Origin of the sequence: Streptomyces sp. P3 (genome assembly GCF_003032475.1) — a bacterium.
Lineage (GTDB): Bacteria > Actinomycetota > Actinomycetes > Streptomycetales > Streptomycetaceae > Streptomyces.
Genome location: NZ_CP028369.1, coordinates 2,805,958 through 2,832,852, shown reverse-complemented (window position 1 = coordinate 2,832,852; position 26,895 = coordinate 2,805,958). Strand labels below are relative to the sequence as shown.

Annotated in this window: 26 protein-coding genes and 1 tRNA gene; 13 read left to right on the top strand and 14 right to left on the bottom strand. The window is 71.7% G+C overall.

What is annotated here, in order from left to right; genetic code table 11:
* Positions 1–19: 19 nt before the first annotated feature.
* From C6376_RS12780 to C6376_RS12770, 3 genes are read right to left on the bottom strand one after another with little or no spacing between them, the layout of a single operon-like run.
* Positions 20–904 (bottom strand): SDR family oxidoreductase, encoded by an 885-nt coding sequence (locus tag C6376_RS12780; RefSeq protein ID WP_107443527.1) that lies wholly within the window; start codon positions 902–904, stop codon positions 20–22.
* Positions 901–1,776 (bottom strand): alpha/beta fold hydrolase, encoded by an 876-nt coding sequence (locus C6376_RS12775; protein WP_107443526.1) that lies wholly within the window; start codon positions 1,774–1,776, stop codon positions 901–903. Before C6376_RS12775 ends, C6376_RS12780 begins: the two co-directional genes overlap by 4 nt.
* On the bottom strand, positions 1,773–3,284 hold the full coding sequence (locus C6376_RS12770; RefSeq protein ID WP_107443525.1) for an NAD(P)/FAD-dependent oxidoreductase: 1,512 nt from the start codon (positions 3,282–3,284) through the stop codon (positions 1,773–1,775). Before C6376_RS12770 ends, C6376_RS12775 begins: the two co-directional genes overlap by 4 nt.
* Positions 3,285–3,419: 135 nt before the next feature.
* Between C6376_RS12770 and C6376_RS12765 the strand changes: the two genes are divergently transcribed.
* On the top strand, positions 3,420–4,064 hold the full coding sequence (locus tag C6376_RS12765) for a MerR family transcriptional regulator (RefSeq protein WP_107443524.1): 645 nt from the start codon (positions 3,420–3,422) through the stop codon (positions 4,062–4,064).
* A 26-nt stretch (positions 4,065–4,090) separates the two neighbouring features.
* Here C6376_RS12765 and C6376_RS12760 read toward each other — a convergent pair whose 3' ends face one another.
* Complete coding sequence (locus C6376_RS12760) at positions 4,091–4,894, bottom strand: exodeoxyribonuclease III (protein WP_107443523.1); 804 nt, start codon at positions 4,892–4,894, stop codon at positions 4,091–4,093.
* A gap of 104 nt (positions 4,895–4,998) precedes the next feature.
* On the opposite strand from C6376_RS12760, the gene C6376_RS12755 reads away from it, so the two are divergent.
* Positions 4,999–5,481: a GNAT family N-acetyltransferase gene (locus C6376_RS12755; RefSeq protein ID WP_107448935.1), complete on the top strand. Its 483-nt coding sequence runs from the start codon at positions 4,999–5,001 to the stop codon at positions 5,479–5,481.
* A gap of 167 nt (positions 5,482–5,648) precedes the next feature.
* Here C6376_RS12755 and C6376_RS12750 read toward each other — a convergent pair.
* The 7 genes from C6376_RS12750 to galU form a co-directional block, all read right to left on the bottom strand.
* A tRNA-Ala gene (locus C6376_RS12750) sits at positions 5,649–5,722 on the bottom strand.
* 80 nt (positions 5,723–5,802) lie between these two features.
* Positions 5,803–7,119 (bottom strand): gephyrin-like molybdotransferase receptor GlpR, encoded by a 1,317-nt coding sequence (gene glpR, locus C6376_RS12745; RefSeq protein ID WP_107443522.1) that lies wholly within the window; start codon positions 7,117–7,119, stop codon positions 5,803–5,805.
* 289 nt (positions 7,120–7,408) lie between these two features.
* Positions 7,409–8,020, bottom strand: a complete 612-nt coding sequence (locus tag C6376_RS12740; protein WP_254076369.1) for a GNAT family N-acetyltransferase — start codon at positions 8,018–8,020, stop codon at positions 7,409–7,411.
* Positions 8,021–8,046: 26 nt separating this feature from the next.
* Positions 8,047–8,604: a molybdenum cofactor biosynthesis protein B gene (locus tag C6376_RS12735; RefSeq protein WP_107443520.1), complete on the bottom strand. Its 558-nt coding sequence runs from the start codon at positions 8,602–8,604 to the stop codon at positions 8,047–8,049.
* Entirely contained in the window at positions 8,601–9,080 is a 480-nt protein-coding gene (moaC, locus tag C6376_RS12730) for a cyclic pyranopterin monophosphate synthase MoaC (RefSeq protein WP_107443519.1), read from the bottom strand. Before moaC ends, C6376_RS12735 begins: the two co-directional genes overlap by 4 nt.
* Before the next feature lie 86 nt (positions 9,081–9,166).
* Complete coding sequence (glp, locus tag C6376_RS12725) at positions 9,167–10,492, bottom strand: gephyrin-like molybdotransferase Glp (RefSeq protein WP_107443518.1); 1,326 nt, start codon at positions 10,490–10,492, stop codon at positions 9,167–9,169.
* On the bottom strand, positions 10,489–11,400 hold the full coding sequence (gene galU, locus C6376_RS12720; RefSeq protein ID WP_107443517.1) for a UTP--glucose-1-phosphate uridylyltransferase GalU: 912 nt from the start codon (positions 11,398–11,400) through the stop codon (positions 10,489–10,491). Before galU ends, glp begins: the two co-directional genes overlap by 4 nt.
* 125 nt (positions 11,401–11,525) lie before the next feature.
* Here galU and C6376_RS12715 point away from each other — a divergent pair, with 125 nt between their 5' ends.
* On the top strand, positions 11,526–12,140 hold the full coding sequence (locus C6376_RS12715; protein ID WP_107443516.1) for a 5-formyltetrahydrofolate cyclo-ligase: 615 nt from the start codon (positions 11,526–11,528) through the stop codon (positions 12,138–12,140).
* Between the two features lie 54 nt (positions 12,141–12,194).
* On the opposite strand, the gene C6376_RS12710 is transcribed toward C6376_RS12715, so the two are convergent.
* A complete protein-coding gene (locus C6376_RS12710) occupies positions 12,195–14,987 on the bottom strand; it encodes a penicillin acylase family protein (RefSeq protein WP_107443515.1) in 2,793 nt (930 codons plus the stop codon).
* 322 nt (positions 14,988–15,309) lie between these two features.
* Here C6376_RS12710 and C6376_RS12705 point away from each other — a divergent pair, with 322 nt between their 5' ends.
* The 6 genes from C6376_RS12705 to mscL all read left to right on the top strand — a co-directional run bounded on the left by C6376_RS12705 (position 15,310) and on the right by mscL (position 21,252).
* Entirely contained in the window at positions 15,310–16,764 is a 1,455-nt protein-coding gene (locus C6376_RS12705; protein WP_254075925.1) for a potassium/proton antiporter, read from the top strand.
* A gap of 290 nt (positions 16,765–17,054) precedes the next feature.
* The gene (locus tag C6376_RS12700; protein ID WP_107443513.1) at positions 17,055–18,347 is read left to right on the top strand and encodes an MFS transporter; all 1,293 of its coding nucleotides are present in this window, start codon (positions 17,055–17,057) and stop codon (positions 18,345–18,347) included.
* A 67-nt stretch (positions 18,348–18,414) separates the two neighbouring features.
* Positions 18,415–18,741: an FmdB family zinc ribbon protein gene (locus C6376_RS12695; protein WP_107443512.1), complete on the top strand. Its 327-nt coding sequence runs from the start codon at positions 18,415–18,417 to the stop codon at positions 18,739–18,741.
* A gap of 85 nt (positions 18,742–18,826) precedes the next feature.
* Positions 18,827–19,669, top strand: a complete 843-nt coding sequence (locus C6376_RS12690) for an S-methyl-5'-thioadenosine phosphorylase (protein ID WP_107443511.1) — start codon at positions 18,827–18,829, stop codon at positions 19,667–19,669.
* A 176-nt stretch (positions 19,670–19,845) separates the two neighbouring features.
* Positions 19,846–20,664 carry an RcpC/CpaB family pilus assembly protein gene (locus C6376_RS12685; RefSeq protein WP_367881044.1) on the top strand — a complete coding sequence of 273 codons (819 nt, stop codon included), beginning with the start codon at positions 19,846–19,848 and terminating at the stop codon, positions 20,662–20,664.
* Positions 20,665–20,784: 120 nt separating this feature from the next.
* Positions 20,785–21,252: a large conductance mechanosensitive channel protein MscL gene (gene mscL, locus C6376_RS12680; protein WP_107443509.1), complete on the top strand. Its 468-nt coding sequence runs from the start codon at positions 20,785–20,787 to the stop codon at positions 21,250–21,252.
* A 79-nt stretch (positions 21,253–21,331) separates the two neighbouring features.
* Here the strand turns inward: mscL and C6376_RS12675 are convergent, their stop codons facing one another.
* Complete coding sequence (locus C6376_RS12675; protein WP_107443508.1) at positions 21,332–21,514, bottom strand: hypothetical protein; 183 nt, start codon at positions 21,512–21,514, stop codon at positions 21,332–21,334.
* A 140-nt stretch (positions 21,515–21,654) separates the two neighbouring features.
* Between C6376_RS12675 and C6376_RS12670 the strand changes: the two genes are divergently transcribed.
* The 4 genes from C6376_RS12670 to C6376_RS12655 all read left to right on the top strand — a co-directional run bounded on the left by C6376_RS12670 (position 21,655) and on the right by C6376_RS12655 (position 26,569).
* A complete protein-coding gene (locus tag C6376_RS12670; RefSeq protein ID WP_107443507.1) occupies positions 21,655–23,031 on the top strand; it encodes a low temperature requirement protein A in 1,377 nt (458 codons plus the stop codon).
* 40 nt (positions 23,032–23,071) lie between these two features.
* Positions 23,072–24,112 carry a P1 family peptidase gene (locus C6376_RS12665; protein WP_107448934.1) on the top strand — a complete coding sequence of 347 codons (1,041 nt, stop codon included), beginning with the start codon at positions 23,072–23,074 and terminating at the stop codon, positions 24,110–24,112.
* 314 nt (positions 24,113–24,426) lie between these two features.
* Complete coding sequence (locus C6376_RS12660; protein ID WP_107448933.1) at positions 24,427–25,656, top strand: Ig-like domain-containing protein; 1,230 nt, start codon at positions 24,427–24,429, stop codon at positions 25,654–25,656.
* Between the two features lie 166 nt (positions 25,657–25,822).
* Positions 25,823–26,569 (top strand): DUF6227 family protein, encoded by a 747-nt coding sequence (locus C6376_RS12655; RefSeq protein WP_107443506.1) that lies wholly within the window; start codon positions 25,823–25,825, stop codon positions 26,567–26,569.
* Between the two features lie 30 nt (positions 26,570–26,599).
* Here the strand turns inward: C6376_RS12655 and C6376_RS12650 are convergent, their stop codons facing one another.
* Positions 26,600–26,881 (bottom strand): hypothetical protein, encoded by a 282-nt coding sequence (locus C6376_RS12650; protein ID WP_107443505.1) that lies wholly within the window; start codon positions 26,879–26,881, stop codon positions 26,600–26,602.
* Positions 26,882–26,895 lie beyond the last annotated feature (14 nt).

The following is a 26,895-nucleotide window of genomic DNA, read 5'->3' as shown; positions in this document are numbered from 1 at the left end:
GTCACGGAACGCATGTCGATCAACTACGCTGCGTAGCCCTCGACTCCTCGTCGGCGGAGCCGCCCGCGCCCACCAGCCCCGTCCGCATCCCCTGCAGCCGTGGCGCGAACCGCCGCATCTCGCGCTGTCCGACCGTCCCGATGAGACCCGGCAGATATCCGCGCACGCCCTGCATGCCGCGCAGCCACCCCTGCCCGTACACATGCGCCGCACGCCGCTCGATGCCGGCCACGAGCCGGTCGACGGCCGGGCCGAGCGGGTACGTCTTGTTCGCCGGCCAGGGCAGCCGCTGCCGCAACTCCCGCATCACCTCGTCCTGATCGGCCCCGCGCACCATGTCGGTGTCGGTCCACGACAGATAGCCGACGCCCACCCGTACGCCCTGGTGGCCGACTTCGGCGCGCAGGCAGTGCGCGTACGCCTCCACGCCCGCCTTGGACGCGCAGTACGCCGTCATCATCGGCGCCGGGGTGACCGCGGCCAGCGAGGCGATCTGCAGGAGATAGCCGCGGCTCTCCCTGAGCAACGGCAGGAAGGCTCGCCCGGTGACCGCCGAGCCGATCAGGTTCACCTCGACGACCCGCCGCCAGGACTGCGGATCGGAGTCGGCGAACGGGCCGCCGTTGGCCACGCCCGCGTTGGCGACCACGATGTCCACCTTGCCGAAGCGTTCCTTCACCTCCGCCGCGACCCGGGCCATCGCCTCGTGGTCGGTGACGTCGGCGTACCAGTGGTCGCTGTCGCCGTGCAGCCGCTCGGAGACCTGCTTGAGCGCGTCCGGCTCCAGACCGACCAGCGCGATCCTCGCGCCCCGCGCGGAGAGTTTGCGGGCCAGCAGTTCGCCCACGCCGCGCGCGGCCCCGGTGATGACGGCGACCTGTCCCTCGAGGCTCACCCTGCTCATGCGCCCTCCTTCAACTGCGAGTAGGTGGTGACGAGTTGCCTGATCCGGCCGGTGACCAGCCCGGGCGCCTCGACCGGCGTCATATGGCCGAGGCCGGGCAGTTCGGTGACGCCGAGGCAGTGCGGCAGCGCCGCGGCGATCCGGTGGGCGTGCACCGGCGGGGTGAGCCGGTCGCCGGTGCCGACGATCACCGCCGTCGGCACGCTCAACTCCCGTACGCGGTGGTCGAGATCGAGCAGGCTCAACACGTTCGACCAGGCGTGCCGCACCTTGCGCGGACAGGCGTGCACGATGCGGGCGCACGCGTCCACCATGTGCGGGGCGGCACCGGCGCCCATCGTGGCGTACTTGAGGATCCGCTTCGCGACGGGCGTGACCGGTCCGAGGGGCGCCCTCGAGCCGAGGACGTGCCCGGTCAGCCAGGTCCGCAGCCGGCCGGGCCGCAGGGGCAGCACGGTGGACTCGGCGACCAGCCCCGAGGCGCCGGTGCTGCACAGCAGGACCGCCGCCGCATGCTCCCTGAAGGTGTCCCTGCCGGCCGCCGCGAGGACCGTCATGCCGCCCATCGAGTGCCCGGCGATCACGGCCTTCTCGCCGCGCGCGAGCGTCGCGGTGAGCACCGCCTCCAGATCGTCGGCCAGCGTGTCCGTGCTGCACACCGGGCCGGCCGGGGTGCGGCCGTGGCCGCGCTGGTCGTAGGCGATGACGCGGTGGTCGGCGGCGAGGTCCCGGATCTGGTCCGCCCAGAACGCGGTCGAACAGGTCCAGCCGTGCGCGAGGACGACGGCGGGCGCGCCCTGCGGGCCGTACACCTCGACGTGCAGGGACGTGCCGTCGGCGGAGACGGCGGTCAGATCGCGGCGGGCGCTCACGCCGTCACCTCGCTGCCGGCCGCGCGCGGGGCGGCCGGGGCCGCGGGCGCGCGCAGGACCTCGTACTCGGCGAGGTCCACCCGTCGCGTCGCCCGCCTGAACTCGGAGGTGGTGCCCGGCCAGACGGTGGTGTTGCGGCCGTTCGCGTCCAGGTACCAGCTGGTGCAGCCGCCGGTGTTCCACACCGTGCGCCGCATCCGGTCCTGCACCCGGCGGTTCCAGGCGTGCACGGCGCTCGGGCGGGCGTCCAGTGCCGCCCGGCCGCCGAGGACGTCCAGCTGGCGCAGATAGTCGGCCAGGTAGTTCAACTGCGACTCGATCATGAGGATCATGGAGGAGTTCCCGAGGCCCGTGTTGGGGCCGATGATCGTCATCCAGTTCGGGAAGCCGGCGGCGGAGGCGCCGCGCAGGGCCTCCATGCCGTCCTTCCAGCTCTCCGCCAGCGTCCGCCCCTCGGCACCCACCACCCGGTCGGCGATCGGCATGTCGGTCACATGGAAGCCGGTACCGAAGACGATCACGTCCGCCTCGGCCTCGCTGCCGTCGGCGGCGACCAGTGTGGACCCGCGCACCTCGCTCAGCCCGCTCGCGACGACGTCCACGTTGGGCTGTGCGAGGGCCGGGTAATAGGCGCTGGACAGCAGGATCCGCTTGCAGCCGATGCGGTAGTCCGGGGTGAGCTTGGCCCGCAGGGCCGGGTCCTTGATGACACGGGCCATGTTCTGCCGGGCGAGCCTCTCCACGAGACCGAGCTGGTTCGGCCGCTTGGTGAACGCCTGGACCTGCAGTTCCCGGATGCCCCACAGCAGCCCCCGGCGCGCCTGCGCGGTGACGGGCAGGGCACGGTGCAGGGCGCGCTCCGCGCCGCTGATCGCCCGGTCGACGCGGGGCATCACCCACGGCGGGGTGCGCTGGAACAGCGTCAGCCGGGAGACGTCGGGCTGGAGGGCGGGCACGATCTGGATGGCGGAGGCGCCGGTGCCGACCATGGCGACGCGCTGCCCGGCGAGGTCGGCGTCGTGGTCCCAGCGGGCGGAGTGGAAGACCTTGCCGGGGAAGGAGCCGAGGCCGGGGATCTCCGGGATCTTCGGGTCGGACAGCGGCCCGGTGGCCGACACGACGACGTCGGCGAAGTAGCGCCCCGCGCTCGTCTCGACGTCCCAGCGCAGCTCCTGCGCGTCCCAGGTCATCCGCAGTACTTCGGAGTCGAGCCGCAGGTGCGGCCGCAGCCCGAAGACGTCCGTGACGTGCTCCAGATAGGCGCGGATGTGCTCCTGCCCGGAGAAGGTGCGCGGCCACTCGGGGTTCGGGGCGAAGGAGAAGGAGTACAGATGGGAGGGCACGTCGCAGGCGCAGCCGGGGTAGCTGTTGTCCCGCCAGGTCCCGCCGACGCTGCTCGCCCGTTCCAGGATCACGAAGTCGGTGATTCCCTCCCGGCGCAGCCGCACGGCGGCCCCCAGCCCGCCGAAGCCGGACCCGATCACCGCCACCCGTACGTGTTCGGTCATCCCGACACCTCCTGCCGTGCGACTCTCGCGACTCTGCCAGTGAATACTGGCGCAATGGGAGCGTAGAGCAGCTCCGTACCGATGGGTAGGGCCGGGAAAAGGAAAGTTACCGGCGGTACAACATAGGCTTCGGCCGTGACGGAGAAGAGGGAGTACCGAGCGGAGGAACTGGCCGCCGAGGCCGGCATCACGGTGCGCACCCTGCGCTTCTACCGCGAACGCAAGCTGCTCGCGCCGCCCCGCCGCGAGGGCCGTATCGCCTGGTACGACGACCATCACCTGGCCCGGCTGCGGACCATCGCGGCCCTGCTGGAGCGCGGCCACACCCTCACCGGCATCGCGGAGCTGGCGGACGCCCTCGACCAGGGCCGCGACGTCGCCGACCTCATCGGCGTCGGCGGCCCCACCGAGGAGGAGCCGGTCCGCCTCACCCCCGAGGAGCTCGCCGCCCGCTTCGAGGGCCAGGTCACCCCGGAGAACCTCGCCACCGCCCTCGAACTCGGCTATCTGGGCACCGACGGCGACGAGATCGTCCACATCAGCCGCCGGCTGCTGGACGTCTCCGCCGCCCTGGTCCGCGAGGGCATCCCGCTCGCGGAGGTCCTGGCGGCGGGCGTGCGCGTGCGCGCCCACGCCGACGCGCTCGCCGAACTCTTCACCGACCTGATCCTGCGCCACGCCACCGAACAGGAACTCCCCCGCCTGCGCCCCCTGGCCCGCAGCGTCGTCGAGGCGGAGGTCTCCCTCGCCCTGGACCGACGGCTGCGCAAGGAGAACTGACGGGGCCGCGGCGGCCACCGGGCGCTCTACAGGTCGAAGACCACGGTCACCGGGGCATGGTCCGACCAGCGCTCGGCGTGTGTGGCGGCCCGCTCCACCAGCGCCTTGACGGCCCTGGCCGCGAGACCGGGCGTCGCCACCTGAAGGTCGATGCGCCAACCTGAGTCGTTGTCGAAGGCCCGTCCCCGGTAGGACCACCAGGTGTACGGGCCCGTCGTGTCCGGGTGCAGTTCGCGTACGACGTCGACGTAGCCGCCGTCCGTCGGGGTGAGGACCCGGGTGAGCCAGGCGCGCTCCTCGGGCAGGAAGCCGGAGTTCTTGGCGTTGGCGCGCCAGTTCTTCAGGTCCGCCTGCTGGTGGGCGATGTTCCAGTCGCCGCAGACGAGGACCTCACGGCCGTCGGCGGCGGCGCGGGCGCGCAGCTCCTTGAGGTACGCGAGGAACTCGCCCATGAAGCGGAGCTTCTCGTCCTGCCGTTCGGTGCCCACCTCGCCGGAGGGCAGGTACAGGGAGGCGACCGTCACACCGGGCAGGTCGGCCTCCAGATAGCGGCCGGACCCGTCGAACTCGGACGAGCCGAAGCCGACGCGGACGGCGTCCGGCTCACGGCGGGTGTAGAGGGAGACGCCGGCGCGGCCCTTGGCGGCGGCCGGGGCATGGGTGACGTGCCATCCCTCGGGGGCCCGGACCGCCTCCGGCAGCTGCTCCGGCTCGGCTCGCACCTCCTGCAGGCACAGCACGTCGGCGGAGGTGTCCGCGAGCCACTCGACGAAGCCCTTCTTCGCGGCGGCGCGGAGTCCATTCACGTTCACGGAGGTCACGGTCAGCACCCGGGCACGATACCGGCCGCGGGTCGCCGGGCCGGACCTGGTCCCCTTCCCTGCCGCACGGGGGCGCCGAAGGTTGGGTTGTGCCTACACGTACTGTGTTCGGCGTGAGAATACGTCCGGTCCCCTTCGACCATCCCGACGCGGTCAAGCTCAACGACGAGGTCCAGGCCGAGTACCACGAGCGATACGGCGACGGCGGCGACGCCACCGTCCTTGCGCCCTCCGACTTCCAGTCGCCACGCGGCGTCTATCTCATCGCCTACGACGAGGCCGACCGCCCGGTCGCCACCGGCGGCTGGCGCGGCCAGGACGAGAACGGCGAGGGCAACCAGGACGGCGACGCCGAGCTGAAGCGGATGTTCGTGGTGCGGGACATGCGCGGACGCGGTCTCGCGCGACGGATGCTCACCGCGCTGGAGGAGAGCGCGCGGGACGCGGGCCGTATCCGGATGGTGCTGGAGACCGGCACCGAGCAGCCGGAGGCGATCGCCCTGTACACCTCCAGCGGGTACGAACCGTGCACGAAGTTCGGCTACTACCGCGCCTACGACGCGAGCCGCTGCTTCGCCAAGTCGCTCACCCCGTGAGGCCGCTCGCCCTCTGAGGGGCCGCTCGCCTCCTCGCACTCCCTCGGCGCCCGGGGCTGCTCACGCGGCCTCAGGCCCCGCCCGGGAGGAGCGGTTGCTGTACTTCACCGCTGCACGACACCAAAGAACCCCTGCCGGGTCTCCCCGGCAGGGGTTCTGAGCTGCGGTGGACCTGTGGGGATTTGAACCCCAGACCCCCTCGATGCGAACGAGGTGCGCTACCGGACTGCGCCACAGGCCCTTGCAACGAGTGAAACTCTAGCATCCCCGTCGGCGTGCTTGGAAATCCGTTCCCCGAGGCCGGAGGCGGGACGCCGGAGATCATTCGTTGGCGGCCCGCCGACGCTCGCCGTCCTCGTACTGGTCGAACAGCGGGGTGCGTCCGCGCTCGCGGGAGCGCCGGGCCGAGGCCGCGCGCCGGGCGTCGCTGCGTTCGCCGTCCTCCGCGCCCCTGTCCTCCGTCGCCGCGCCGTCCCGCGCACCGTCGGGGTCGTCCGGCCCGGCGGCCGACGCGTCGTCGGCGTCCGCCGTCTCGTGCTCGGGGGCGACCGAGCTGGAGCGGGCCGAGCTCCAGGCGTCCGCCGCTCCGAGATCCACGTCGGAGGTCGCCCGGGGCGCGACCGGAGCCGTCACATACGTCGGCAGCGGCACCGGGACGGGGTCCCAGCTGTCGCCGTGGCCGGGGCGGCGTTGCCGCTCGCGCTGCTGGTCGATCCACTCGGCGTGGTCGGTCTGTTCGACGAGCGCCCTGCGGTCCGCGGCGAGCGCCAGCAGGCCCGGGTCGGTCTGCGGTTCGGGGCCCGCGTGCGGTTCCTCTGCGCCGGCGTCGGGGCCGGGGTCGGCGGACGGTGCGTTCGCCGGGGCGGGCGCGCGCCGGCGCGGCTGACGCTCCCGCAGCCGCTGCGCGGCGACCTCGGCGCGCCTGCGGTCCATCTGGAACGCGAAGCGGCGGCGCTCCTGGGCGCGCAGGTACCCGATGTACGCGCTGAGCAGGACGGCGGGAACGGCGGGCGCCCAGAGGAAGGCGAGCCCGCCGACCGCCGCGACGATCGCGCCGATGGTGAAGGCGAAGAAGAGCATCACGGTGGTGCGCCGACGGCGGGCGAGCGACTTCGAGCGCTGGGCGCGGGCAGCGGCAGCCTGCGCGGAGGCCGCACGCCGGGCGTTCTGCTCGCGCTGTTCCCGCGCGGCCCGTCCCGCCGGTTCGCGCACCTGCTCACGCACCTGCTCACGGTCCTGTTCACGGGTCTGCTCCCGCGACGGCTCCGAGCGGCCCGGCGCTCGCTCCTGGCCACGGTCCCCGCCGCGGTCCACGCCCCGGTCCTGGCCGCGTTCGTGGACGTGTGCCGTCGCCTGCGGACGGGTCGGGGGCATGGCGAAGGCCCGGACGTCCACCGAGTCGGTGACGGCGTCCGAGGCGTCGGCGACGGGCTCCCCCTCCTCGGTGGAACGCGCCTTCAGGTCCCTGGCGTACCGGCGCTCCATACCCGCCCGTCCGGACAGCAGCCGGATGGCGGTACTGAAGCGTTCCGTCGGACGGGCCTCGTTCAGCTCGTCCTGCCTACGGAGCCACATAGGCACCAAGTAGGCGGCCCAGGCCCCGACGATGACTGCGTAGATGAGGCCGCTGCTGCTCACGCCTCACACGGTAGAGGGGTTTGCGTGAGGCCATCCGCCAATTGAGTCGGTGTGTCGCACGATCCGGCTGATATTTCGAACTTTTTTGTGACCGATGCGATCAGCAGGCCGCCGAGGGCGCGAATTCCCCGCCCCAGATGGTCAACCTCCGATCATTTTCGAACACTTATTCAATTTCCCGGACCGTGGCCAATCCGGTCGGCATTCCCCGAGGGTGTTCGGTGCCGGACGGTCGGGGGCGGGGCTTCGTGATCAGGCGATCGGCTCGGCGACCGGCTCGGCGATCGGTTCAGGCGTTGCGGTGGTCGCGGGGGACGCTGGTGGAGCGGGTGCGCCGCCACCGGCTCAGCAGACCCTCCGGGACCTCCTCCGCCGTCAGCGCGAACACGAGGTGGTCCCGCCAGGCCCCGTCGATGTGGAGATAGCGCGGCCGCAGCCCTTCCTCGCGGAATCCGAGTTTCTCCACCACCCGGCGGCTGGGCCCGTTCTCGGGCCGAATGCAGACCTCGATGCGGTGCAGTCCGACGGTGCGGAAACAGTGGTCGACGACGAGCGCCACGGCGGTCGGCATCACGCCGCGGCCGGCCACCGACTCGTCCACCCAGTAACCGACGTGTCCGGAGCACATGGAGCCCCAGGTGATCCCCGCGACGGTCAACTGCCCGACGAGCCGCCCCTGGTACTCGATGACGAACGGCAGCATCCGTCCGGCGTGCGCCTCGGTGCGCAGGTGTCGGACCATCTGACGGTAGGTCGGCCGGTGCGCGATCGGGCCGCTCGGCGCGGGCGGTGGGATGGTCGCCTCCCAGGGGCGCAGCCAGTCCCGGTTGCGCTGGTTGACCTCGCGCCAGACCCGCTGGTCGCGCAGCTTTATGGGCCGCAGGACGATGTCGCCCTCCACCAGTTCCACGGGCCAGGACGGGCTGTTCAGCTCGCACCTCCCCGGCTCGGTCCGGGGTGGTCGCCGCCCCGGATCTGGTCGACGGCGTGGATCAGCAGGGGCTCCAGGACGGCGAGGCCGTCCTTCACTCCCCCGGTCGATCCCGGCAGGTTGACGATCAGCGTGCCGCCCGCCACGCCGGCCAGTCCGCGGGAGAGCGCCGCCGTGGGCGTCTTGTCGCGGCCGTACGCCCGTACGGCCTCGGCGATGCCCGGGATCTCCAGGTCGAGCACCGCGCGGGTGGCCTCCGGCGTGCGGTCGGTGGGCGAGACGCCGGTGCCGCCGGTGCTGACGATCACGTCGTAGCCCGCCTCGACGCCGGCCCGCAGCGCGGCCTCGACCGGGTCGCCGTCCGGCACCACCTGCGGGCCGTCGACCGCGAACCCGAGACCGCGCAGGCCCTCGGCGATCAGCGGGCCGCCCCTGTCCTCGTAGACGCCCGCGGCCGCGCGGTTGGACGCGGTGACCACCAGCGCGCTGTACGGCGCGAGCAGCGCAAGCAGCGCGCCGCCCGCCGACGCGTCGGGATTCGCGTCCTGTGTCATGTCCGGCTCCAGTCGCCCGACTTGCCGCCCGTCTTCTCCTCCACGCGCACGTCCGAGATGACGGCTTTCTTGTCGACCGCCTTGATCATGTCGATCACGGTGAGGGCTGCGACGGAGACCGCGGTGAGGGCCTCCATCTCGACGCCCGTGCGGTCCGTCGTCTTCACCGTGGCGGTGATCTCCACGGCGTCGTCCGCGACCGACAGGTCCAGTTTCACACCGGAGACGGCGAGCGGGTGGCACAGCGGGATCAGGTCGGGGGTGCGCTTGGCGCCCATGATGCCCGCGATCCGCGCGGTGGCCAGCGCGTCCCCCTTGGGGACCCCTTCGCCCCGCAGCAGCTCGACCACGCGGGGCGAGACGAGGACGCGTCCGCTGGCCCGTGCGGTGCGGGAGGTGACGTCCTTGCCGGAGACGTCGACCATGCGGGCGGCGCCCGCGTCATCGATGTGCGTCAGTCGGTCCTGCGTGCTCATGGTCGTGTGGCGCTCCCGGTCCGGGCCCGGCGCGGTGCGGCGCGGTGGCCTGTTGTGCGCGACACGGTACCCCCAACCAGGAGGTCTCAGCCGAGGAGGACCACCTCGACGTCGGCGCCCGGCTCGACCAGCTCGGTGTCCTCGGGGACGACGATCAGCGCGTCGGCGTGCGCCAGGGCGGCGACCAGGTGGGAGCCGGCGCCGCCGACCGGGCGGACGGCGCCGTCTGTGTACGTGGCGCGCAGGAACTGTCTGCGGCCCTTCGGAGAGGTCAGCGGCTCGTCGGCGGTCAGCTTCGCGCGCGTGGTGGGCCGGTGGACGTCGTCGAGTCCCATGAGGGTGCGGATGGCGGGCCGCACGAAGAGCTCGAAGGAGACGTACGACGACACGGGGTTGCCGGGCAGGGCCAGCAGCGGGGTGTGGTCGGGGCCGACGGTGCCGAAGCCCTGGGGCTTGCCGGGCTGCATGGCGAGTTTGCGGAACTCGACACCGCCGCCCTCCTCGTCCTCGTCGCCGACGTGCTCCAGGGCCTCCTTGACGACGTCGTACGCGCCGACGCTGACCCCGCCCGTGGTGACCAGGAGGTCGGCGCGCACGAGCTGGTCCTCGATGGTGGAGCGCAGGGTGTCGGCGTCGTCGGCGACCGCGCCGACCCGGTAGGCGATGGCCCCGGCGTCGCGGGCGGCGGCGGTGAGGGCGAAGCTGTTGGAGTCGTAGATCTGGCCGCTGCCGAGCGTCTCGCCGGGCTGGACGAGTTCGCTGCCGGTGGACATCACGACCACGCGCGGGCGCGGGTGCACGCGCACCGAGCCGCGGCCGATCGCGGCGAGCAGGGCGATCTGGGGCGGGCCGAGGACGGTGCCGGCTTCGAGGGCCCGGTCCCCCGCCCGCACGTCGCTGCCCTTCGCGCGGACGTGCGCGCGTGCCGCGGCGGGCCGGTACACGCGCACCTGCCCGCAGGCCTGCTCGGGGGCGAGGCTGCGGGCCCGCATCCCGGCGACCGGGCCCTCGCCGAGCCCGCCGTCGGTCCACTCCACGGGGACGACGGTCTCCGCGCCGCCGGGCAGCGGGGCGCCGGTCATGATGCGGGCGGCCTGGCCGGGTCCCACGTGCAGCAGGCCGGCCTGGTGTCCCGCCGCGATGTCCCCGACGACGTCCAGTGCCGCGGGGAACTCCTCGCTCGCGCCCGCGATGTCCGCGACCCGTACCGCGTAGCCGTCCATGGAGCTGTTGTCGAAGGGCGGCAGCGCGACCGGCACCATGACGTCCTCGACGAGCACGCAGCCCTGCGCGTCGGGCAGTTGCAGCTCGATGGGCTCCAGCGGGCGGACGGCGGCGAGGATGTCGTCCAGATGCTCGTCCACCGACCAGAGGCGGTCCTGGGCGGCGGGGTGGGGCGCGGCGGTGCTCAAAGTTGCTGCATCTCCTCTGTGACGTAACGGCGAAGCCAGGACCGGAAGTCCGGACCCAGATCCTCACGTTCGCACGCGAGTCTGACAATGGCACGCAGATAGTCGCCGCGGTCACCGGTGTCATAGCGGCGGCCCTTGAAGACGACGCCGTGCACCGGACCGCCGGCCTTCTCGTCCAGTGCGAGCTGCTGGAGGGCGTCGGTGAGCTGGATCTCGCCGCCGCGGCCGGGCTCGGTCTCGCGGAGCACGCCGAACACGCCCGGGTCGAGCACATAGCGGCCGATGATGGCGTAGTTCGACGGGGCGTCCGCCGGGTCCGGCTTCTCCACCAGGCCGGTCACCTTGACGACGTCGCCGTCCACGGTGGTCTCCACGGCCGCGCAGCCGTAGAGGTGGATCTGCTCGGGGGCGACCTCCATGAGGGCCACTACGCTGCCGCCGTGCTGCTCCCGCACCTCGATCATCCGCCGGAGCAGCGGGTCGCGGGGGTCGATCAGGTCGTCGCCGAGCAGGACGGCGAACGGCTCCTGTCCGACGTGCGGGGCCGCGCACAGGACGGCGTGGCCGAGGCCCCTGGGGTCGCCCTGGCGCACGTAGTGCATCGTCGCGAGGTCGCTGGACTGCTGCACCTTGGCGAGCCGCGCGGCGTCGCCCTTCTTCTGCAGCGCCGACTCGAGTTCGTAGTTGCGGTCGAAGTGGTCCTCGAGGGGGCGCTTGTTGCGGCCGGTGACCATGAGGACGTCGTCGAGGCCGGCGGAGACGGCCTCCTCGACCACGTACTGGATAGCGGGCTTGTCCACGACCGGCAGCATCTCCTTGGGAGTGGCCTTGGTCGCCGGCAGGAACCGGGTGCCGAGACCGGCTGCGGGGATGACAGCCTTGCTGATCCGTGGGTGCGACTGAGTCATGGCGGCAACACTATCCGGTGACTTTGAGAGGAATCTGTGACTCTGCTCAATTCATGATCATATGAACATATTGAAGCGTGTGGGAGTGCCGCGCGAGCGGTGCGCAAGCGGTGCGGGAGCGACACATGAGCCATCTCGAAGGCGAACCGGAGCCTGACAAACGTACGTTGCGACGGGGTTTCCTCGCCGCGCGGAACGCGTTGACGACCGACGACGTGCGCACGGCGGCCCTCGCGCTGGCCGAGCGCGCGGGAGAACTGCCCGAGTTGGCGCACGCCCGCACGGTGGCGGCGTACGTCTCCGTGGGCGGCGAACCCGGCACCCTGACGCTGCTGGACGCGCTGCACGCGCGGGGCGTGCGCGTCCTGCTCCCCGCCCTGCTGCCGGACAACGACCTGGACTGGGGCACGTACGCCGGGGAGGGCTCGCTCGCGCCGGTCCGGCACGGCGGCAGGACGGCCCTGCTGGAGCCGACGGGCGAACGCCTCGGCCCGGACGCGGTGACGGACGCGGACGTGGTGCTGCTGCCCGGCCTCGCGGTCGACGCGGGCGGCATGCGGCTGGGGCGCGGCGGCGGATCGTACGACCGTGTGCTGGCCCGGCTGGCGGCCGTCGGCGCACGTCCCTCGCTGGTGGTGCTCCTGTACGACGACGAGGTCGTCGGCCGTCTGCCGGCGGAGCCGCACGACCGGCCGGTGCACGCGGTGGTCACCCCGTCCGGGGTGCGCCGCTTCGCCTGAGACGACGACGGGCCCTCCACGCGCGCGTGGAGGGCCCGTCGTCCGCAGAGTCGCTCAGGGTTCGAGCACCAGGGTGTCGACCGTGCTGCCGTCGACCGCCTTCTTGCGGAAGGACCAGTCGAGCAGCTCACCGTCGGCCCACTTGCCCGTCTGGTCGGTGTAGTGGGCGCTGAAGGCGTGCCCCGAGGCACCGGTGAGGTTGATCCACTTCGACTTGTCGAGGTCGTCGAGGTTGACCACCATCCGCATCGACGGCACCCACACCACTCCGTAGCCGCCGGCCGCGTTCCAGCCGGTCGCGTCGACCGTCGCCTCGCCGCCGCCGAGCTTCCAGGGGCCCCGGTTGAGGATGTACTGCAGGAAGCCGGGTCCGCTGGTGCCCAGGGTCTGGTTCTTCAGGAACAGGCGGTGCAGCCGGCCCCAGCTCCAGGTGTCGATGTCCTTGCCGAGCTTCGCGGTCAGCTCCCAGCGTGCGTCGATCATGGCCCGCTCGAACAGCTTGTCCCGGTCGTTGACGGCCTCGGGGCGGGTGCCGACGGCGGGCGTCGTCCACCACGGGCTGGTCTTCTTCTCCACGAGTGAGCGCACCACCTCGAACCAGCGGTCGCCGCCGTCCGGCTGCGCCTGGTCGGCTTCGCGCTGCCCGCACTCGCGGACCTTGTCCGTGTCGTCGACGGGACCGGTGGTGTTGACCGGGTCGACCCACAGGCACTGGCCCTCGACACGCAGCTCCTTGGGCAGCTTGTTGCCGAAGGCCAGCTTCAGGATGTTGCGCCAGACCGCGTTGAAGTAGGCGGCGGCCGCCGAGTCGGCGTCCTGGCTGTAGTCCCAGCCCTGCAGGAGGTCCTGCGCCTCACGGACGTCGGGGTCCTTCAGGTTGATCTTCAGCAGGTACGGCCTCAGCAGCTTCGCGACCTGGCTGTCGTCGTCCATCTGCATCTGGCGCATGTCGTCGGTGGAGACCTTGCCGCCGCCCTTGATCTTGCCCTTGATCAGGTCGGTGATCCGCTGGCTGCGTGCGCCGTAGCCCCAGTCCGTGGTGAGCGTGTAGGGGTACTTGTCCTTGTCGATCACTGCCTGGTTGGCGGTGACGATGTACCCGCGCGCGGGGTCGTACTCGTAGGGCAGCTCGTCGAACTTGATGTACTGCCGCCACCGGTACCTGGAGTCCCAGCCCTCCGCCGGGATCGAGCCGTCGACGCCCTTCGCGCGCGTGGGGATCTTGCCGGGCAGCTGGTAGCCGATGTGGTTCTTGACGTCGGCGTAGACGAGGTTCTGCGAGGGCACGTCGAAGAGCTCGGCCGCCTTGCGGAAGTCGTTCCAGTCCTTCGCCTTGTTCATGGCGAAGACGGCGTCCATGGTGGTGCCCTCCTCCAGGGCGGTCCACTTCAGTGCCACGCCGTAACCGTCGCCGCGGTCGGGCGCCTCGCCCACGACCTCGGCCCGCTTGCCGACGTCGACGAGTTCGTCGGCCCGGTCGGACAGCAGGGGCATCCCGTCCTCGGTCTGCCGGACGACGATCTTCTTGGAGTCGCCGCCGGCGACCTTGATGGTCTCCTCGCGCGTGCGGAACGGCTTCACCTTGCCGTCGTACTGGTAGCCGTCGTCCCCGGAGAGCTTCTCCAGGTAGAGGTCGGTGACGTCGACGCCGGAGTTGGTCATGCCCCAGGAGATGTCCGCGTTGTGGCCTATCACCACGCCGGGCATCCCCGCGAAGGTGTAGCCGGCGACGTCGTACCGGCACGCGCTCGAGACCTTCCGGCAGTGCAGGCCCATCTGGTACCAGACGGAGGGCAGCGACGCCGACAGGTGCGGGTCGTTGGCCAGCAGCGGCTTGCCCGTGATCGTGTGCTCGCCGCCGACGACCCAGCTGTTGGAGCCGATGCCGTTGCCGTTCACGCCGACGGCGGTGGGCAGGTCGTCCAGGACGTCGTAGAGGCCCGAGAGCTGGCTCTGCAGGGCTGAACCCGAGCCGCCCGAGGTGTCGCCGTTACCGGAAGAGCCGCCGGAGCCGGAGCCGCTTCCGTTGCCGGATCCGCGGCCGCCGTCGCCGTCGCTCTGCTCGAACGTCTGGGTCAGCTTGTCGTACTGCCCTTCCTGGACGATCGGCTGGTTGCTGCCGGAGGGGCGGTACTCCGGGTACAGTTCGGCGATCTGCTGCCCGCCGAGGCGGCTGGTCATCAGGGCGCGGTCGATCTCGTCCTGCATGTTGCCGCGCAGGTCCCAGGCCATCGCCTTCAGCCAGGACACCGAGTCGACCGGGGTCCACTCGGCGGGCTTGTAGTCGTTGGTGAACCCCAGGGCCGCGTACTCCAGCGAGATGTCCGCGCCGTCCTTGCCCTCGAGGTAGGCGTTGACGCCCTTGGCGTACGCCTGGAGGTACTTCTTGGTCGAGTCCGACAGCTTGCCGTCGTACTCGTTCTTGGCGATCCGGTCCCAGCCCAGGGTGCGCAGGAACTCGTCGTTGTCGACCTGGCTCTTGCCGAACATCTCCGACAGCCGCCCGGAGGTCATGTGCCGGCGGACGTCCATCTCGTAGAACCGGTCCTGGGCCTGCACATACCCCTGCGCCATGAACAGGTCGGCGTCGGAGTCCGCGTAGATCTGCGGGATGCCGTAGCCGTCCCGCTGGACGCTCACGGGCCCGGAGAGGCCCTTGAGCGTGATCGAACCGGTGGTCTGCGGGAAGGACGCGCGGACCGTGCTGACGGACCAGTAGGCGCCGTAGGCGATGCCTCCGATGATCGCCAGCACCAGTACAAGAACGATCAAACGGGCTTTGCGCCCCTTCTTCCTGCCGGACTTGACGGGCTTGTCACCCGATGTGGCGGTGGTGTTGGGGGGCATCGCTGTCCTTGCTGTCCTAACGCGAGCGGCAGGCGGGCTGTCCTTTGAATGAGCGCTGGAGCAACCATAGGCGCAGGGGTTCGCGCCACTTGACGCGGAGTCGGGTACCGGCCCGGAACGATGTTCGATCTCACGTCGCGGAGTGTCAAGAAATCGTCAAGAGTTAGGTAAGGTAATGAAGTACCTGGGGCTCGGGGCGTGCAGCTTCGTGTCCTATGTGACCAGTGCACATGTGCGCCCGTGCCCGAGGCGCGCGCGCCGGTGAAGGGAACCGCCGCTGACCGTCCACCACCTCAACCAGCTCCTGCTCGCCTGCTCCCTCGTGCTGCTCGTCGCCGTCGCAGCGGTCCGGATCTCCTCGCGCAGCGGGCTCCCCAGCCTGCTCGTCTACCTGGGGATCGGCATCGCCATGGGCCAGGACGGCATCGGCGACATCCACTTCGACAGCGCCGAACTGACCCAGGTCATCGGCTACGCCGCCCTGGTCGTGATCCTCGCCGAGGGCGGCCTGGGCACGAAGTGGAAGGAGATCCGGCCGGTCCTGCCCTCCGCCACGGCGCTGGCACTGGTCGGGGTCGCGGTGAGCGTCGGCGTCACGGCCACGGCCGCGCACTTCGTGACGGGGCTGGAATGGCGGCAGGCGCTGATCATCGGCGCGGTGGTGTCCTCGACGGACGCGGCGGCGGTCTTCTCCGTCCTGCGCAAGATCCCCCTGCCCGCCCGCGTGACGGGCACCCTGGAGGCCGAGTCCGGCTTCAACGACGCCCCGGTGGTCATCCTGGTCGTCGCCTTCTCCACGGCCGGCCCCGTCGAGCACTGGTACCTGCTTCTGGCCGAGATACTGCTGGAGCTGGCGATCGGCGCCGCCATCGGCCTCGCGGTCGGCTGGCTGGGCTCCTGGGGCCTGCGGCACGTGGCACTGCCCGCCTCCGGCCTCTACCCGATCGCCGTCATGGCGATCGCGGTCACCGCGTACGCGGCCGGCTCGCTGGCGCACGGCAGCGGCTTCCTCGGCGTCTACCTCGCCTCGATGGTGATGGGCAACGCCAAACTGCCGCACTGGCCCGCCACCCGCGGGTTCGCCGACGGCCTCGGCTGGATCGCCCAGATCGGGATGTTCGTCCTGCTCGGCCTGCTGGTCACCCCGCACGAGCTCGGCGACGACGTGCTGCCCGCGCTCGTCATCGGCCTGGTGCTGACCATGGTCGCCCGACCGCTCAGCGTCGTGCTGTGCCTGACCCCGTTCCGGGTCCCCTGGCAGGAGCAGACGCTGATGTCCTGGGCGGGACTGCGCGGCGCCGTGCCCATCATCCTGGCGACGATCCCCATGGTGAACGGCGTCGACGCCAGCCGCCGCATCTTCAACATCGTCTTCGTCCTGGTCGTCGTATACACCCTGGTCCAGGGGCCGACACTGCCCTGGCTGGCGCGCACGCTGCGGCTGGGCGGCGACCCCGAGGCCGCCGACCTGGGCATCGAGTCGGCGCCGCTGGAGCGGCTGCGCGGGCACCTGCTGTCCGTGGCGATCCCCGAGGGATCGAAGATGCACGGCGTCGAGGTCGACGAGCTGCGGCTGCCGGCCGGAGCCGCCGTCACCCTCGTCGTGCGCGACGGGACGTCGTTCGTGCCGCTGCCGGCGACCGTCCTGCGGCACGGCGACGAACTCCTCGTCGTGGCCACCGACCCGGTCCGCGACGCGGCCGAGAAGCGGTTGCGCGCCGTCGGGCACGGCGGCAAGCTCGCCGGATGGCTGGGCACCGGCGGCGACACCCGCTGAGCCGGCGGCGACACCCGTTAAGCACGTGTTTCCCACCGTTCACACCCCCGCGTTTCCGAGGACGACCGGCTCTGCGGTGCTCCTTTTCACAGGTGGAGTGCCCCTTGATCCCTGTAGGATGAAGGGGCACTTTGATCGAACCAACTCTGCCTGACGCAGAGCTGGCGCGACCGTATGGCGGCCGGGACACCCCTCGCAGCGGAGACCGGCATCTACCGCAGCACGCGCAAGAGGACAGCTCTCGGCGCCCCCGCACGGGCGCGCTACCAGGCGGCAGAAAGGCACGGGCCGTGGCATCCACGGTCACCACCGAGCCGTCGAGCGACTCGTCGGCCTCCGCCCGCCCGGGATACGGGCAACTGCTGCGCACCCGCGGCGCCTGGACGTTCCTGCTGCCCGGCTTCGCCGCCCGCCAGCCGTTCGCGATGCTCACCCTCTCCATCGTGCTGCTCGTGCAGCACACCACCGGCTCCTACGGCGCGGCCGGCGCCGCCGCGGCCGTCACCGGTGTCTCCATGGCGCTGTTCGCGCCCTGGAGCGGCCGTCTCGCCGACCGTTACGGGCAGCGCGCCGTACTGGTCCCCGGCGTCCTCGTGCACACCGTGTCGGGCCTGGCGCTCACCACCCTCGCCCTCGCCCACGCGCCGCTGTGGGCGGTGTTCGCGGCGGCCGTGCCCACGGGCGCCTCGGTGCCGCAGGTCGGCCCCATGGTGCGGGCCCGCTGGGGTGTGCGGCTCAAGGGCTCGCCCCTGATGACCACCGCGGCCGCCTTCGAGTCCGTCACCGACGAGCTCACCTTCGTCCTGGGCCCGCTGCTCGCGACCGCCCTGTGCACCGCCGTGCACCCGGCCGCGGGTCTGCTCACCGAGGCCTCGCTGACCCTGCTCGGCGGGCTGCTGTTCGCCGCGCAGCGGAGCACGCAGCCCCAGGTCGCCCCCGCCGGGCACGCGCGCGTGGAGCACACCTCGGCCCTGCGCGTCCCCGGTGTGCGCGTGCTGGTCGTGACCTTCCTGGGCATCGGCTCCGTCTTCGGCGGCATGCAGGTCTCGCTGGCCGCGTTCACCGAGTCCATCGGCGCACCCGGCCTCAACGGCGTCCTCTACGGCACCTTCGCCGCGGGCAACATGCTCTCCGGCCTGGTCTGCGGCGCCGTCGCCTGGAAGGCCGCTCCGCGGCGGCGTCTGGTCGTCGCCTACGCCGCGCTGGCGCTCGTCGCCTCCGGGCTGTGGGCGGCGCACTCGGTGCTCGTGCTGGCGGGCCTCGGCCTGCTGGTCGGCATGTGCATCGCGCCCGCGCTGATCACCGGCTACACCCTGGTCGAGGGCCTGGTCCCGGCCGGCGCCCGCACGGAGGCGTTCACCTGGCTGACCGGCGCGGTGGCGCTCGGCCAGGCGGCCGCCGTCACGATCGCCGGACAGCTCGAGGACCGCCTCTGGGGCGGCTCCGGTTTCCTGGTCCCGGCGGGCGGCACGGTGCTGGCCCTGATCACCCTGCTGGCCCTGCGGTCGCGGCTGGCGACGCGCCCCCGCGAACGCACCGTCGCACGTGGCGTCGGTCACCGCGTGCCGGTGACAGTGGACTGAACCCGGGGAATGCGTCAAGATAGACCGTCGTTAGCACTCACTGAGTGAGAGTGCCAGGAGGAAGACAGTGCCGACCTATCAGTACCAGTGCACCGAGTGCGGCGAGGGCCTCGAGGCGGTGCAGAAGTTCACCGACGATGCCCTGACCGAGTGCCCCAACTGCGGTGGCCGCCTCAAGAAGGTGTTCTCCGCCGTCGGCATCGTCTTCAAGGGCTCCGGTTTCTACCGCAACGACAGCCGCGGCTCCTCGTCGAGCAGCTCGCCGGCGTCGTCGTCCTCGAAGTCGTCGACGTCCGGTTCCGACGCGAAGTCGTCGAGCACGAGCTCGTCGTCGTCCTCGGACTCCAAGTCGTCGAGCAGCGGCACCTCCGCCGGCAGCAGCTCCGCCGCGTAGGACGCCTTTCGCCTTTCTTACGGGACCCTGTCGTCGTCCGACGGCGGGGTCCTCGGCGTTCCGCCGTGCGGTTAGGGTGCGACGCATGGCGAACAAGGCGAACGCAGAGATCGGTGTCATCGGGGGATCCGGCCTCTACTCGTTCCTGGACGACGTGACCGAACTCCAGGTCGACACCCCCTACGGACCGCCCAGCGACTCCCTCTTCCTCGGCGAGGTGGCAGGCCGGCGGGTCGCCTTCCTGCCCCGGCACGGACGCGGCCACCATCTGCCGCCCCACCGCATCAACTACCGCGCCAACCTGTGGGCGCTGCGCTCGGTCGGGGTGCGTCAGGTCCTCGGCCCGTGCGCGGTGGGCGGCCTGCGCCCCGAGTACGGGCCCGGCACGCTCCTCGTGCCCGACCAGCTGGTCGACCGCACCAAGTCGCGGACCGGGACCTACTTCGACGGACTGCCGCTGCCCGACGGCACGGTGCCCCAGGTGGTGCACGTGTCGCTGGCCGACCCCTACTGCCCCACCGGACGGGCCGCGGCGCTCAAGGCGGCACGCGGCCGCGAGTGGGAACCGGTGGACGCCGGAACCCTCGTCGTGATCGAGGGGCCGAGGTTCTCCACCCGTGCCGAATCGTTGTGGCACCAGGCGCAGGGCTGGTCGGTGGTGGGCATGACGGGCCACCCGGAAGCGGCGCTGGCCCGTGAACTCGAGCTCTGCTACACCACGTTGACCCTGGTCACCGATCTGGACGCGGGCGCCGAGAGCGGCGAGGGCGTCTCCCACGAGGAAGTGCTGCGGGTGTTCGCGGCGAACGTGGACCGGCTGCGGGGCGTGCTGTTCGACGCGGTGGCCGCGCTGCCGTCGACGCAGGACCGCAACTGCCGGTGCGGCAACGCACTGGGCGGCATGAACCCGGGGTTCGAGCTGCCGTAGCCACGGGGGTGGGGACGGGGGGCGGCGGAGGCCGGGGGCGTGGGGGTTGCGGGGGGCCGCGGGAGCCCTGGAGGTCGCGGGGGCACTGGGGGTATAGGGGGGCCACGTAGCCGCGGGAGCCGTGTAGGCCGCGGGGGCGGAACTCCTCGTTCGGGTGAGGGAGTTGTCCACAATCCGTGACTGGTCCACCGGCTCCGGCGAGGGCCGCCGCGAAGGCCCATCGTGGCTGTGCAAGCACGTCCCTCGTCGCAGGTGGTGAACCCGTCGTGTCCCTTACGCCTCCCTCCGCTCCCCTGCCTTCCGCACCGCTTCCCGCCAGGCCCGTCCGTCCCGCGGCCTCCCTCTCGGATCCGTCACCCGGCCGCCCGTTCTTCCCTTCGGCACCGTTCCCTACGTCGTCCCCGTCCCCGGCGTCCTCGCGACCGCCGGGTGCGGAGACGCCCGCCAACCGGGAGGTGCCGCCCTTTCCTCCGGTGCGGGTTCGCGGCGGGCGGTACCGGCTGGGTCCGGTGGGCCGGCCGGCCCGAGGTCGTAGGCGCGCCCTCGCGGTCGGTCTCGCCGTCACCGCCGTCGCGCTGGTCGCGGCCGGGCCTCGGATCGGTGATCCGGTGCGCGGGCACCCGTCGGAACGGAGCAGCACAAGCCCGCCCGACCGCGCGCGGTCGGCACTGCACGCCCCCTCACCCGGCGCGCACGCCGCCCGGAAGGTGTCGGCCCCGGTGCGGATCGCCGACGCCGCCGCCGTCCGGCTGCTGCGCCCCGGTGACCGGGTGGACGTCATCGCCGCCGAGCAGACGGCGCGGGGCGGCACGGCCCGGCTGATCGCCCGTGGAGCACTCGTGACCAAGGTGCCCGAGCCGCTGGACGCCCCGGCCGGGGGTCCCGGGCCGGTCAGTGACGCGGGCGCGCTGGTCGTGCTGTCGGTGCCCCGGTCGACAGCGGCACGCCTGGCGGGCGCGAGCGCCGCTGCGCGGCTTTCGGTGGCCCTGTGGTGACGTCAGGTCTCCCCTTGGGGGTCTCGTCAACGGGACCTCGCTGGACACGCCCGTCGAGCGTTGACGTAGGTTGCGGAGCTGTTTGTTCCACAACCTGCACATGCGAGGAGTGTCCCCCAGGTGAGCGAACAGAAGGCAAGCGTCCTGCAAGGTTTCAAAGCGTTCCTGATGCGTGGCAACGTCGTCGACCTGGCCGTCGCGGTGGTGATCGGCGCGGCCTTCACGAACATCGTCAACTCGGTCGTGAAGGGGATCATCAACCCGGTCATCGGAACCGTCGGCACCAAGAACCTGGACAGCTACTACTCCTGCGTCAAGGGGCCCTGCACCGGGACGGGAGACAGCGCGACCGGTGTCCGGATCCTGTGGGGGTCCGTCCTCGGCGCGACCCTCACGTTCGTGATCACCGCGGCGGTCGTCTACTTCCTGATGGTCCTGCCGATGGCCAAGTACCTGGCGAGGGTCGAGGCCCGCAGGAAGGCCAAGGAGGGCACGCGGGAGATCATCGAGGTGACCGAGCTGGAGGTGCTCAAGGAGATCCGCGACGCCCTGGTCGCCCAGCGGGGCAACGGCCACAGCCAGCGGTAGCGGCGGCGCTGCCGGGGGCCTCGCGGAAGGGCGTCCGGCAGCCGTTGCGGCCGGCCGGGCCTGTACGGCCTGTGCGGCCTCAGATGTGGTGGGGCGGCTTCTCGTCGAGGAAGCGCCTGAGGTCCGCGGCGCTGTCGCCGTCGGCGGCCGGGCGCTCGCCCCACCCCTGGTCGGTGTCGTCCGAGGACTGCCGGTCCAGCGGGTCGTCGAAGTTCAACGCGGTCTTCGGGTCGCGCGGCTCGGAGGCGGAGGGGCTGCTCATGCCTCCAGAGTACGGCCCCGCCCACCGGCCCCGCCCGGGCCGGGCCGTCCGACGCGAACTCCGCGGCGCGGCTGCCGACGGCCGACGGCGGGTGGCTCGCGCAGAGGATTTTCCCGCGGTTATCTGCTGTGCTGGGGCCCATGACGCCCCGTACGACTCGGCCGGCCTCCCCCTCCGGCGCACCTGTCCCCACCCCCGCCCGCAGGAGACCGGTGCGCAGGCTCACCTCGCGCGGCAGGGACGAGGCGCATCGGGTGGCCTCGCCGCTCGAGCTCTTCTTCGATCTCTGCTTCGTGGTCGCCGTCGCCCAGGCGGGCGTCCAACTGGTCCACTCCGTTGCGGAGTCCCACGCTGGCGAGGGAATCCTCAACTACGCGATGGTCTTCTTCGCCATCTGGTGGGCCTGGATGAACTTCACCTGGTTCGCCTCGGCCTACGACAACGACGACGTCCTCTTCCGCATCGTCACGCTGGTGCAGATCGCCGGAGTGCTGGTGCTCGCCGCGGGGGTGTCCCGGGCGTTCGAGGACCACGAGTTCCTGGCCGTCTGGCTGGGCTACGCCATCATGCGCGTGGCCATGTCCTCCCAGTGGCTGCGCGTGGCGCTGTCGACGGAGGGCGCGGAGCGGACGGCCGCGCTGCGGTACGCGGGCGGCGTGCTGGTCTGCCAGGTCGGCTGGCTGGGGCTGCTGATGCTGCCCGAGAGCGGCAGGACATGGCTGTTCCTGGCGATGGCGGTGGTGGAGGTGTGCGTGCCGCTCTACGCCGAGAAGGACCGGCCGACGTCCTGGCATCCGCATCACATCGCGGAGCGGTACGGGCTGTTCACGATCATCGTGCTGGGCGAGACGATCGCGGCGGCCACGGTCGCGGTGAAGTCCGGCATCGACGAGAACGACGCGTTGGGCGAGCTGCTGCCGATCGCGGTGGGCGGGCTGCTGATCGTCTTCGCCGCCTGGTGGATCTACTTCGTGGTGCCCATCCACGGCCATCTGCGCACCAGCAGGCAGGCGTTCATGTGGGGGTACGGGCACTACTTCGTCTTCGCCTCCGCCGCCGCGATCGGCGCGGGTCTGGAGGTCGCCGTCGAGCAGGCCATCGGCGAGGCCCACCTCTCGACGACGGCCGCGTCGGCTGCGGTGACGCTGCCGACGGCACTGTTCCTGGCGACGGTCTGGGCCTTGCACGCACGGCACTTCAAGGTGGGCACCGCCCAGCAGTCGGTGCTGCCGGTCACCGCGTTGCTGGTGATCTGCTGCACCTTCCTGGGCGAGTGGGCGGTTCCGGCGGCGGGCCTGGTGACGGCACTGGCGGTCGCGGCCGGGACGACACTGACGGCGCACACGTCGGCACGGGAGTACCGGGCGGCGGGGAAGGACGCGGAGGCGAGAGAGGGCGCGAAGGCCGGGAAGGACGCGAAGGCCGGGAAGGGCGCGAAGGCCGGGAAGGACGCGGAGGCGGGGAAGGGCGCTGCGGCGGGAACGAGCCTGGAAGCGCCGGAGAGCCGGGAGGGCTGAGTGCAGCCGGGAGACCGGCGTGCTGGGCGAGACTGCCACCATGACAGTTGACGCTCTGACGGATGTCGCCGGCCTGCGGGTGGGGCACGCCACGCGGACGGGCGACGGTTGGCTGACCGGAGCCACGGTCGTCCTCGCGCCGGAAGGCGGTGCCGTGGCCGCCGTCGACGTACGCGGCGGCGGTCCCGGCACCAAGGAGACCGACGCCCTCGATCCACGCAACCTGGTCCAGCGGGTCGAGGCGATCGTGCTGACCGGCGGCAGCGCCTACGGGCTGGACGCGGCGTCCGGTGTGATGGCCTGGCTGGAGGAGCAGGGCCGCGGGATCCCCGTCGGCCCGGACCCGCGGCACGTCGTGCCGGTGGTCCCGGCAGCCTGCGTCTTCGACCTGGGTCGGGGCGGCGACTTCCGGGCCCGGCCGGACGCGGCCACCGGCCGGGCGGCCGTGGAGGCCGCCGCCGCCTGCGAACCCGGAGCTCCGGTGCCGCAGGGGTGCGTCGGCGCGGGCACGGGCGCGGCCGTCGGAGCGATGAAGGGTGGAGTGGGCACCGCAGGCGTCGTCCTCGCGTCGGGGATCACAGTGGCCGCGCTGGTGGTGGCCAACGCCGTGGGATCGGTGCTGGATCCGGAGACCGGGGTGTTGTACGGAGAGCTGTTCCAGGGGCGCGTGACCTACCCTCGGGCGCGGGTGCACGAGGCCGCGCGCCGTCGGCTGGCCGAGAGCGCCGCGAGGAACGCCCCTGCGCCGCTCAACACGACGCTCGCGGTGGTTGCCACCGACGCGGACCTGTCGAAGGCGCAGGCGCAGAAGCTGGCGGGGACGGCGCACGACGGCATCGCGCGCGCCGTGCGGCCGGTGCACCTGCTCCATGACGGCGACACGGTCTTCACACTGGCGACGGGCACGCGTCCGCTAGACCCCGGCAACCCGCTCGCCCTGAACGACGTGCTCGCGGCGGGCGCGGACATGGTGACGCGGGCGATCGTGCGGGCCGTGCGCGCCGCCGAGTCGGTGGACGTGCCGGGCGGGACCTGGCCGTCGTACGGGGAGTTGTACGGGGAGTCGTCCGACGGCTCGTGAGCGTGCGCCGGGAAGGGCGGTCGTCCCCGGGCCGGACACGGCCGTCGCCCGCGAAGCGGTACGCAGGCCGACAGGCCGACAACGGGCGCTCGCCCACAAGCGGTTGTCACCGCTGACGGGCGCTCCGGGACGGGTGATGGTCGCCGCGACGGGCGCTCCGAGGGCCATTGTCCGGGTTCTGTCACGCGACGGTGCCAACCGGGACCGGAGGGAACCCCGTGGGCCACCGGCTCCCTCCTTGTCCACGTACCGGATCGGATAACGGATCGGATACCGGAGCGGATCACTCACCTCGCACGAAGTTGGAGCAGCCCGTGACAACGGCGGACAAAGCAGCGCGGCGCGCAGTGGGAGCCTGTGCGGCCCTGATCGTCGGCGCCCTGACCCTGACCGCCTGCGGGGGCAGCGCCAGTGCCGAGGACGACGACGCCAAGGGTGGCAAGGACGGCGCGAGCGCCGTCAGGACGTCCACCGCGAAGATCGTCATCTCGGCGAAGGACGGCTCGACGGGCGCGTCGATCAACACGACCGGGGTGAAGGTCAGCGAGGGCAGACTCACCGAGGTGCGGATGACGGTGGCCGGGTCAGGGCAGGCCGTCGAGGGCGTCCTGTCGGCGGACGGCGGCAACTGGAAGCCGAAGGAACAGCTGGAGCGCGGGACGAAGTACCGGATATCGGCGGCCGCGAAGGACCCGAGTGGCAGGACGGCCGCCGCCAACTCCACTTTCACCACAGTCTCTTCGGCCGACAGCTTCATCGGCACGTACACACCGGACAACGGCACGACGGTGGGCGTGGGGATGCCGGTGTCGTTCACCTTCGACAAGGCCATCGGCGACCGGAAAACCGTGCAGTCGCACATCACGGTCACCTCCAGCAGCGGACAGCAGGTGGTGGGGCACTGGTTCGGAGCGCAGCGGCTGGACTTCCGGCCCGAGGAGTATTGGAAGGCCGGCTCCAAGGTCACGATGAAGATCGACCTGGACGGGGTGGAGGGCGCGAACGGTCTCCACGGCGTGCAGAAGAAGACTGTCACCTTCACGGTCGGGCGTTCACAGGTCTCCACGGTCGACGTGAACACGCAGACCATGACGGTCGTGCGGGACGGCCGGACGCTGAAGGCGATCCCGATCTCGTCGGGCGACGCCGAGCACACCACGTACAACGGCCGCATGGTGATCTCCGAGAAGTTCACGCAGACGCGTATGAACAGCCGGACGGTCGACCTGGGCTCCGAGTACGACATCCCGGACGTACCGCACGCCATGCGGCTGACCGCGTCCGGGACGTTCCTCCACGGCAACTACTGGTACAGGAAGGGCAATCCGCCCTTCGGCCGCACCGGCACCAGCCACGGGTGCGTGGGGCTCGCCGACGTGCAGGGCGCGCGGGGCGACACGCCCGCCAAATGGTTCTACGACCAGTCGTTGATCGGTGACGTGGTGGTCGTCAAGAACTCCCCCGACAAGACGGTGGCCCCGGACAACGGGCTCAACGGGTGGAACCTGTCGTGGGCCGAGTGGACGGCCGGCAGCGCAATCTGACCGTATGACCGGCGGTTTTTGAGGGTCCGTCGGGCCGTGCGGGAACCGATCGCGCGGCCCGAGCGTTTTCCTCGACGTACGTTTTCTCGGTTCCCGGACATGATGTCCGACCGAGGGGCTACGGTATGCACCCACAAGGTGACATGCAGCAACGCCGGGAGAAACCTTGAGCGTTCCGTACGAGACCACAGCGTACGAACCAGCCGAGTCGCCCGAGTCTCCGGAGGAGCACCTCGCGCGACTGCTGGGTCGCGCCCTGAACTCCTTCGAACTGCCCGACGAGGCCCTGCGCCGGCTCGACTGCGCGCTGGCCCACGACAGTTCCCTGCACTCGGCGCACCACAGCGCGGGCCTGCACCGGGAGACCTACCGGCACACCTGGCTGCTGGCCGACGGCTGCGCGCTCACGCTGTGGGAGCTGGTGCACAACACCGCGCCGGGCAGCGAGCCGCAGCACGAGGTGTACGTCGACGAGGAGGAGCTGCGCGCCGCCACCGCCCGGCTGCCCCTGCCGTCGGACACGCCGGACTTCGAACTGCCGGTACTGGTACAGCTGTCGCCGGTGCCCGCGCCCCGGCACACGTACGTACCGGACGACTCGGCGGACCACGCGCGCAGGCTGCTGCGCCGTGCGGAGAACCCCGATCAGCCCGACACGGACACGACCGCGCTGCTGAAGTCGGCGTTCGCGCACCAGATCACCCAGGCTTTCGGACGTCCTTGCCGCGCGGGCCGGATCGGCCTCGGCTACTCGCTCTACGAGCACGCCTTCCTGCTGCGCGACGGCCGGGAGATCTCCCTGTGGGAGGTCGAGCACACGGCCACGCCCGACGGTCGTCACATGTGCGAGGTGTACGCGTCGGAGGACGCGGCACGCGACGCGATGGAGCGCCGGGCGGCCCAGGTCTCCTGAGGAGAGGGAGCGGGAGCGTCCGGCGGGGGATCAGCGTCCGTCGCCGAGCCGGCGCACGAGGCCCGCGAACGCGTCCTCCTCCGCCACGGTCAGTTCGACGGTCTCCCGGTGGGGTCCGGTCCGTTCCCGCCCTCCAAGGACGGGAAGAGCGGGAAGGGCGGGGATGCCCGGAACGGCGCGCAGGGCCGCGTGAGCCGCGGCGCGTGCCCGCATACGGCGCAGGACCCGGGTCAGGACGAGCAGCCAGACGACGGACGCCGCGGCGAGAACGGTCAGGGCCGTCAACTGTGCGGGCGTGAGATGCACGGGCATACCGCCAGTACACA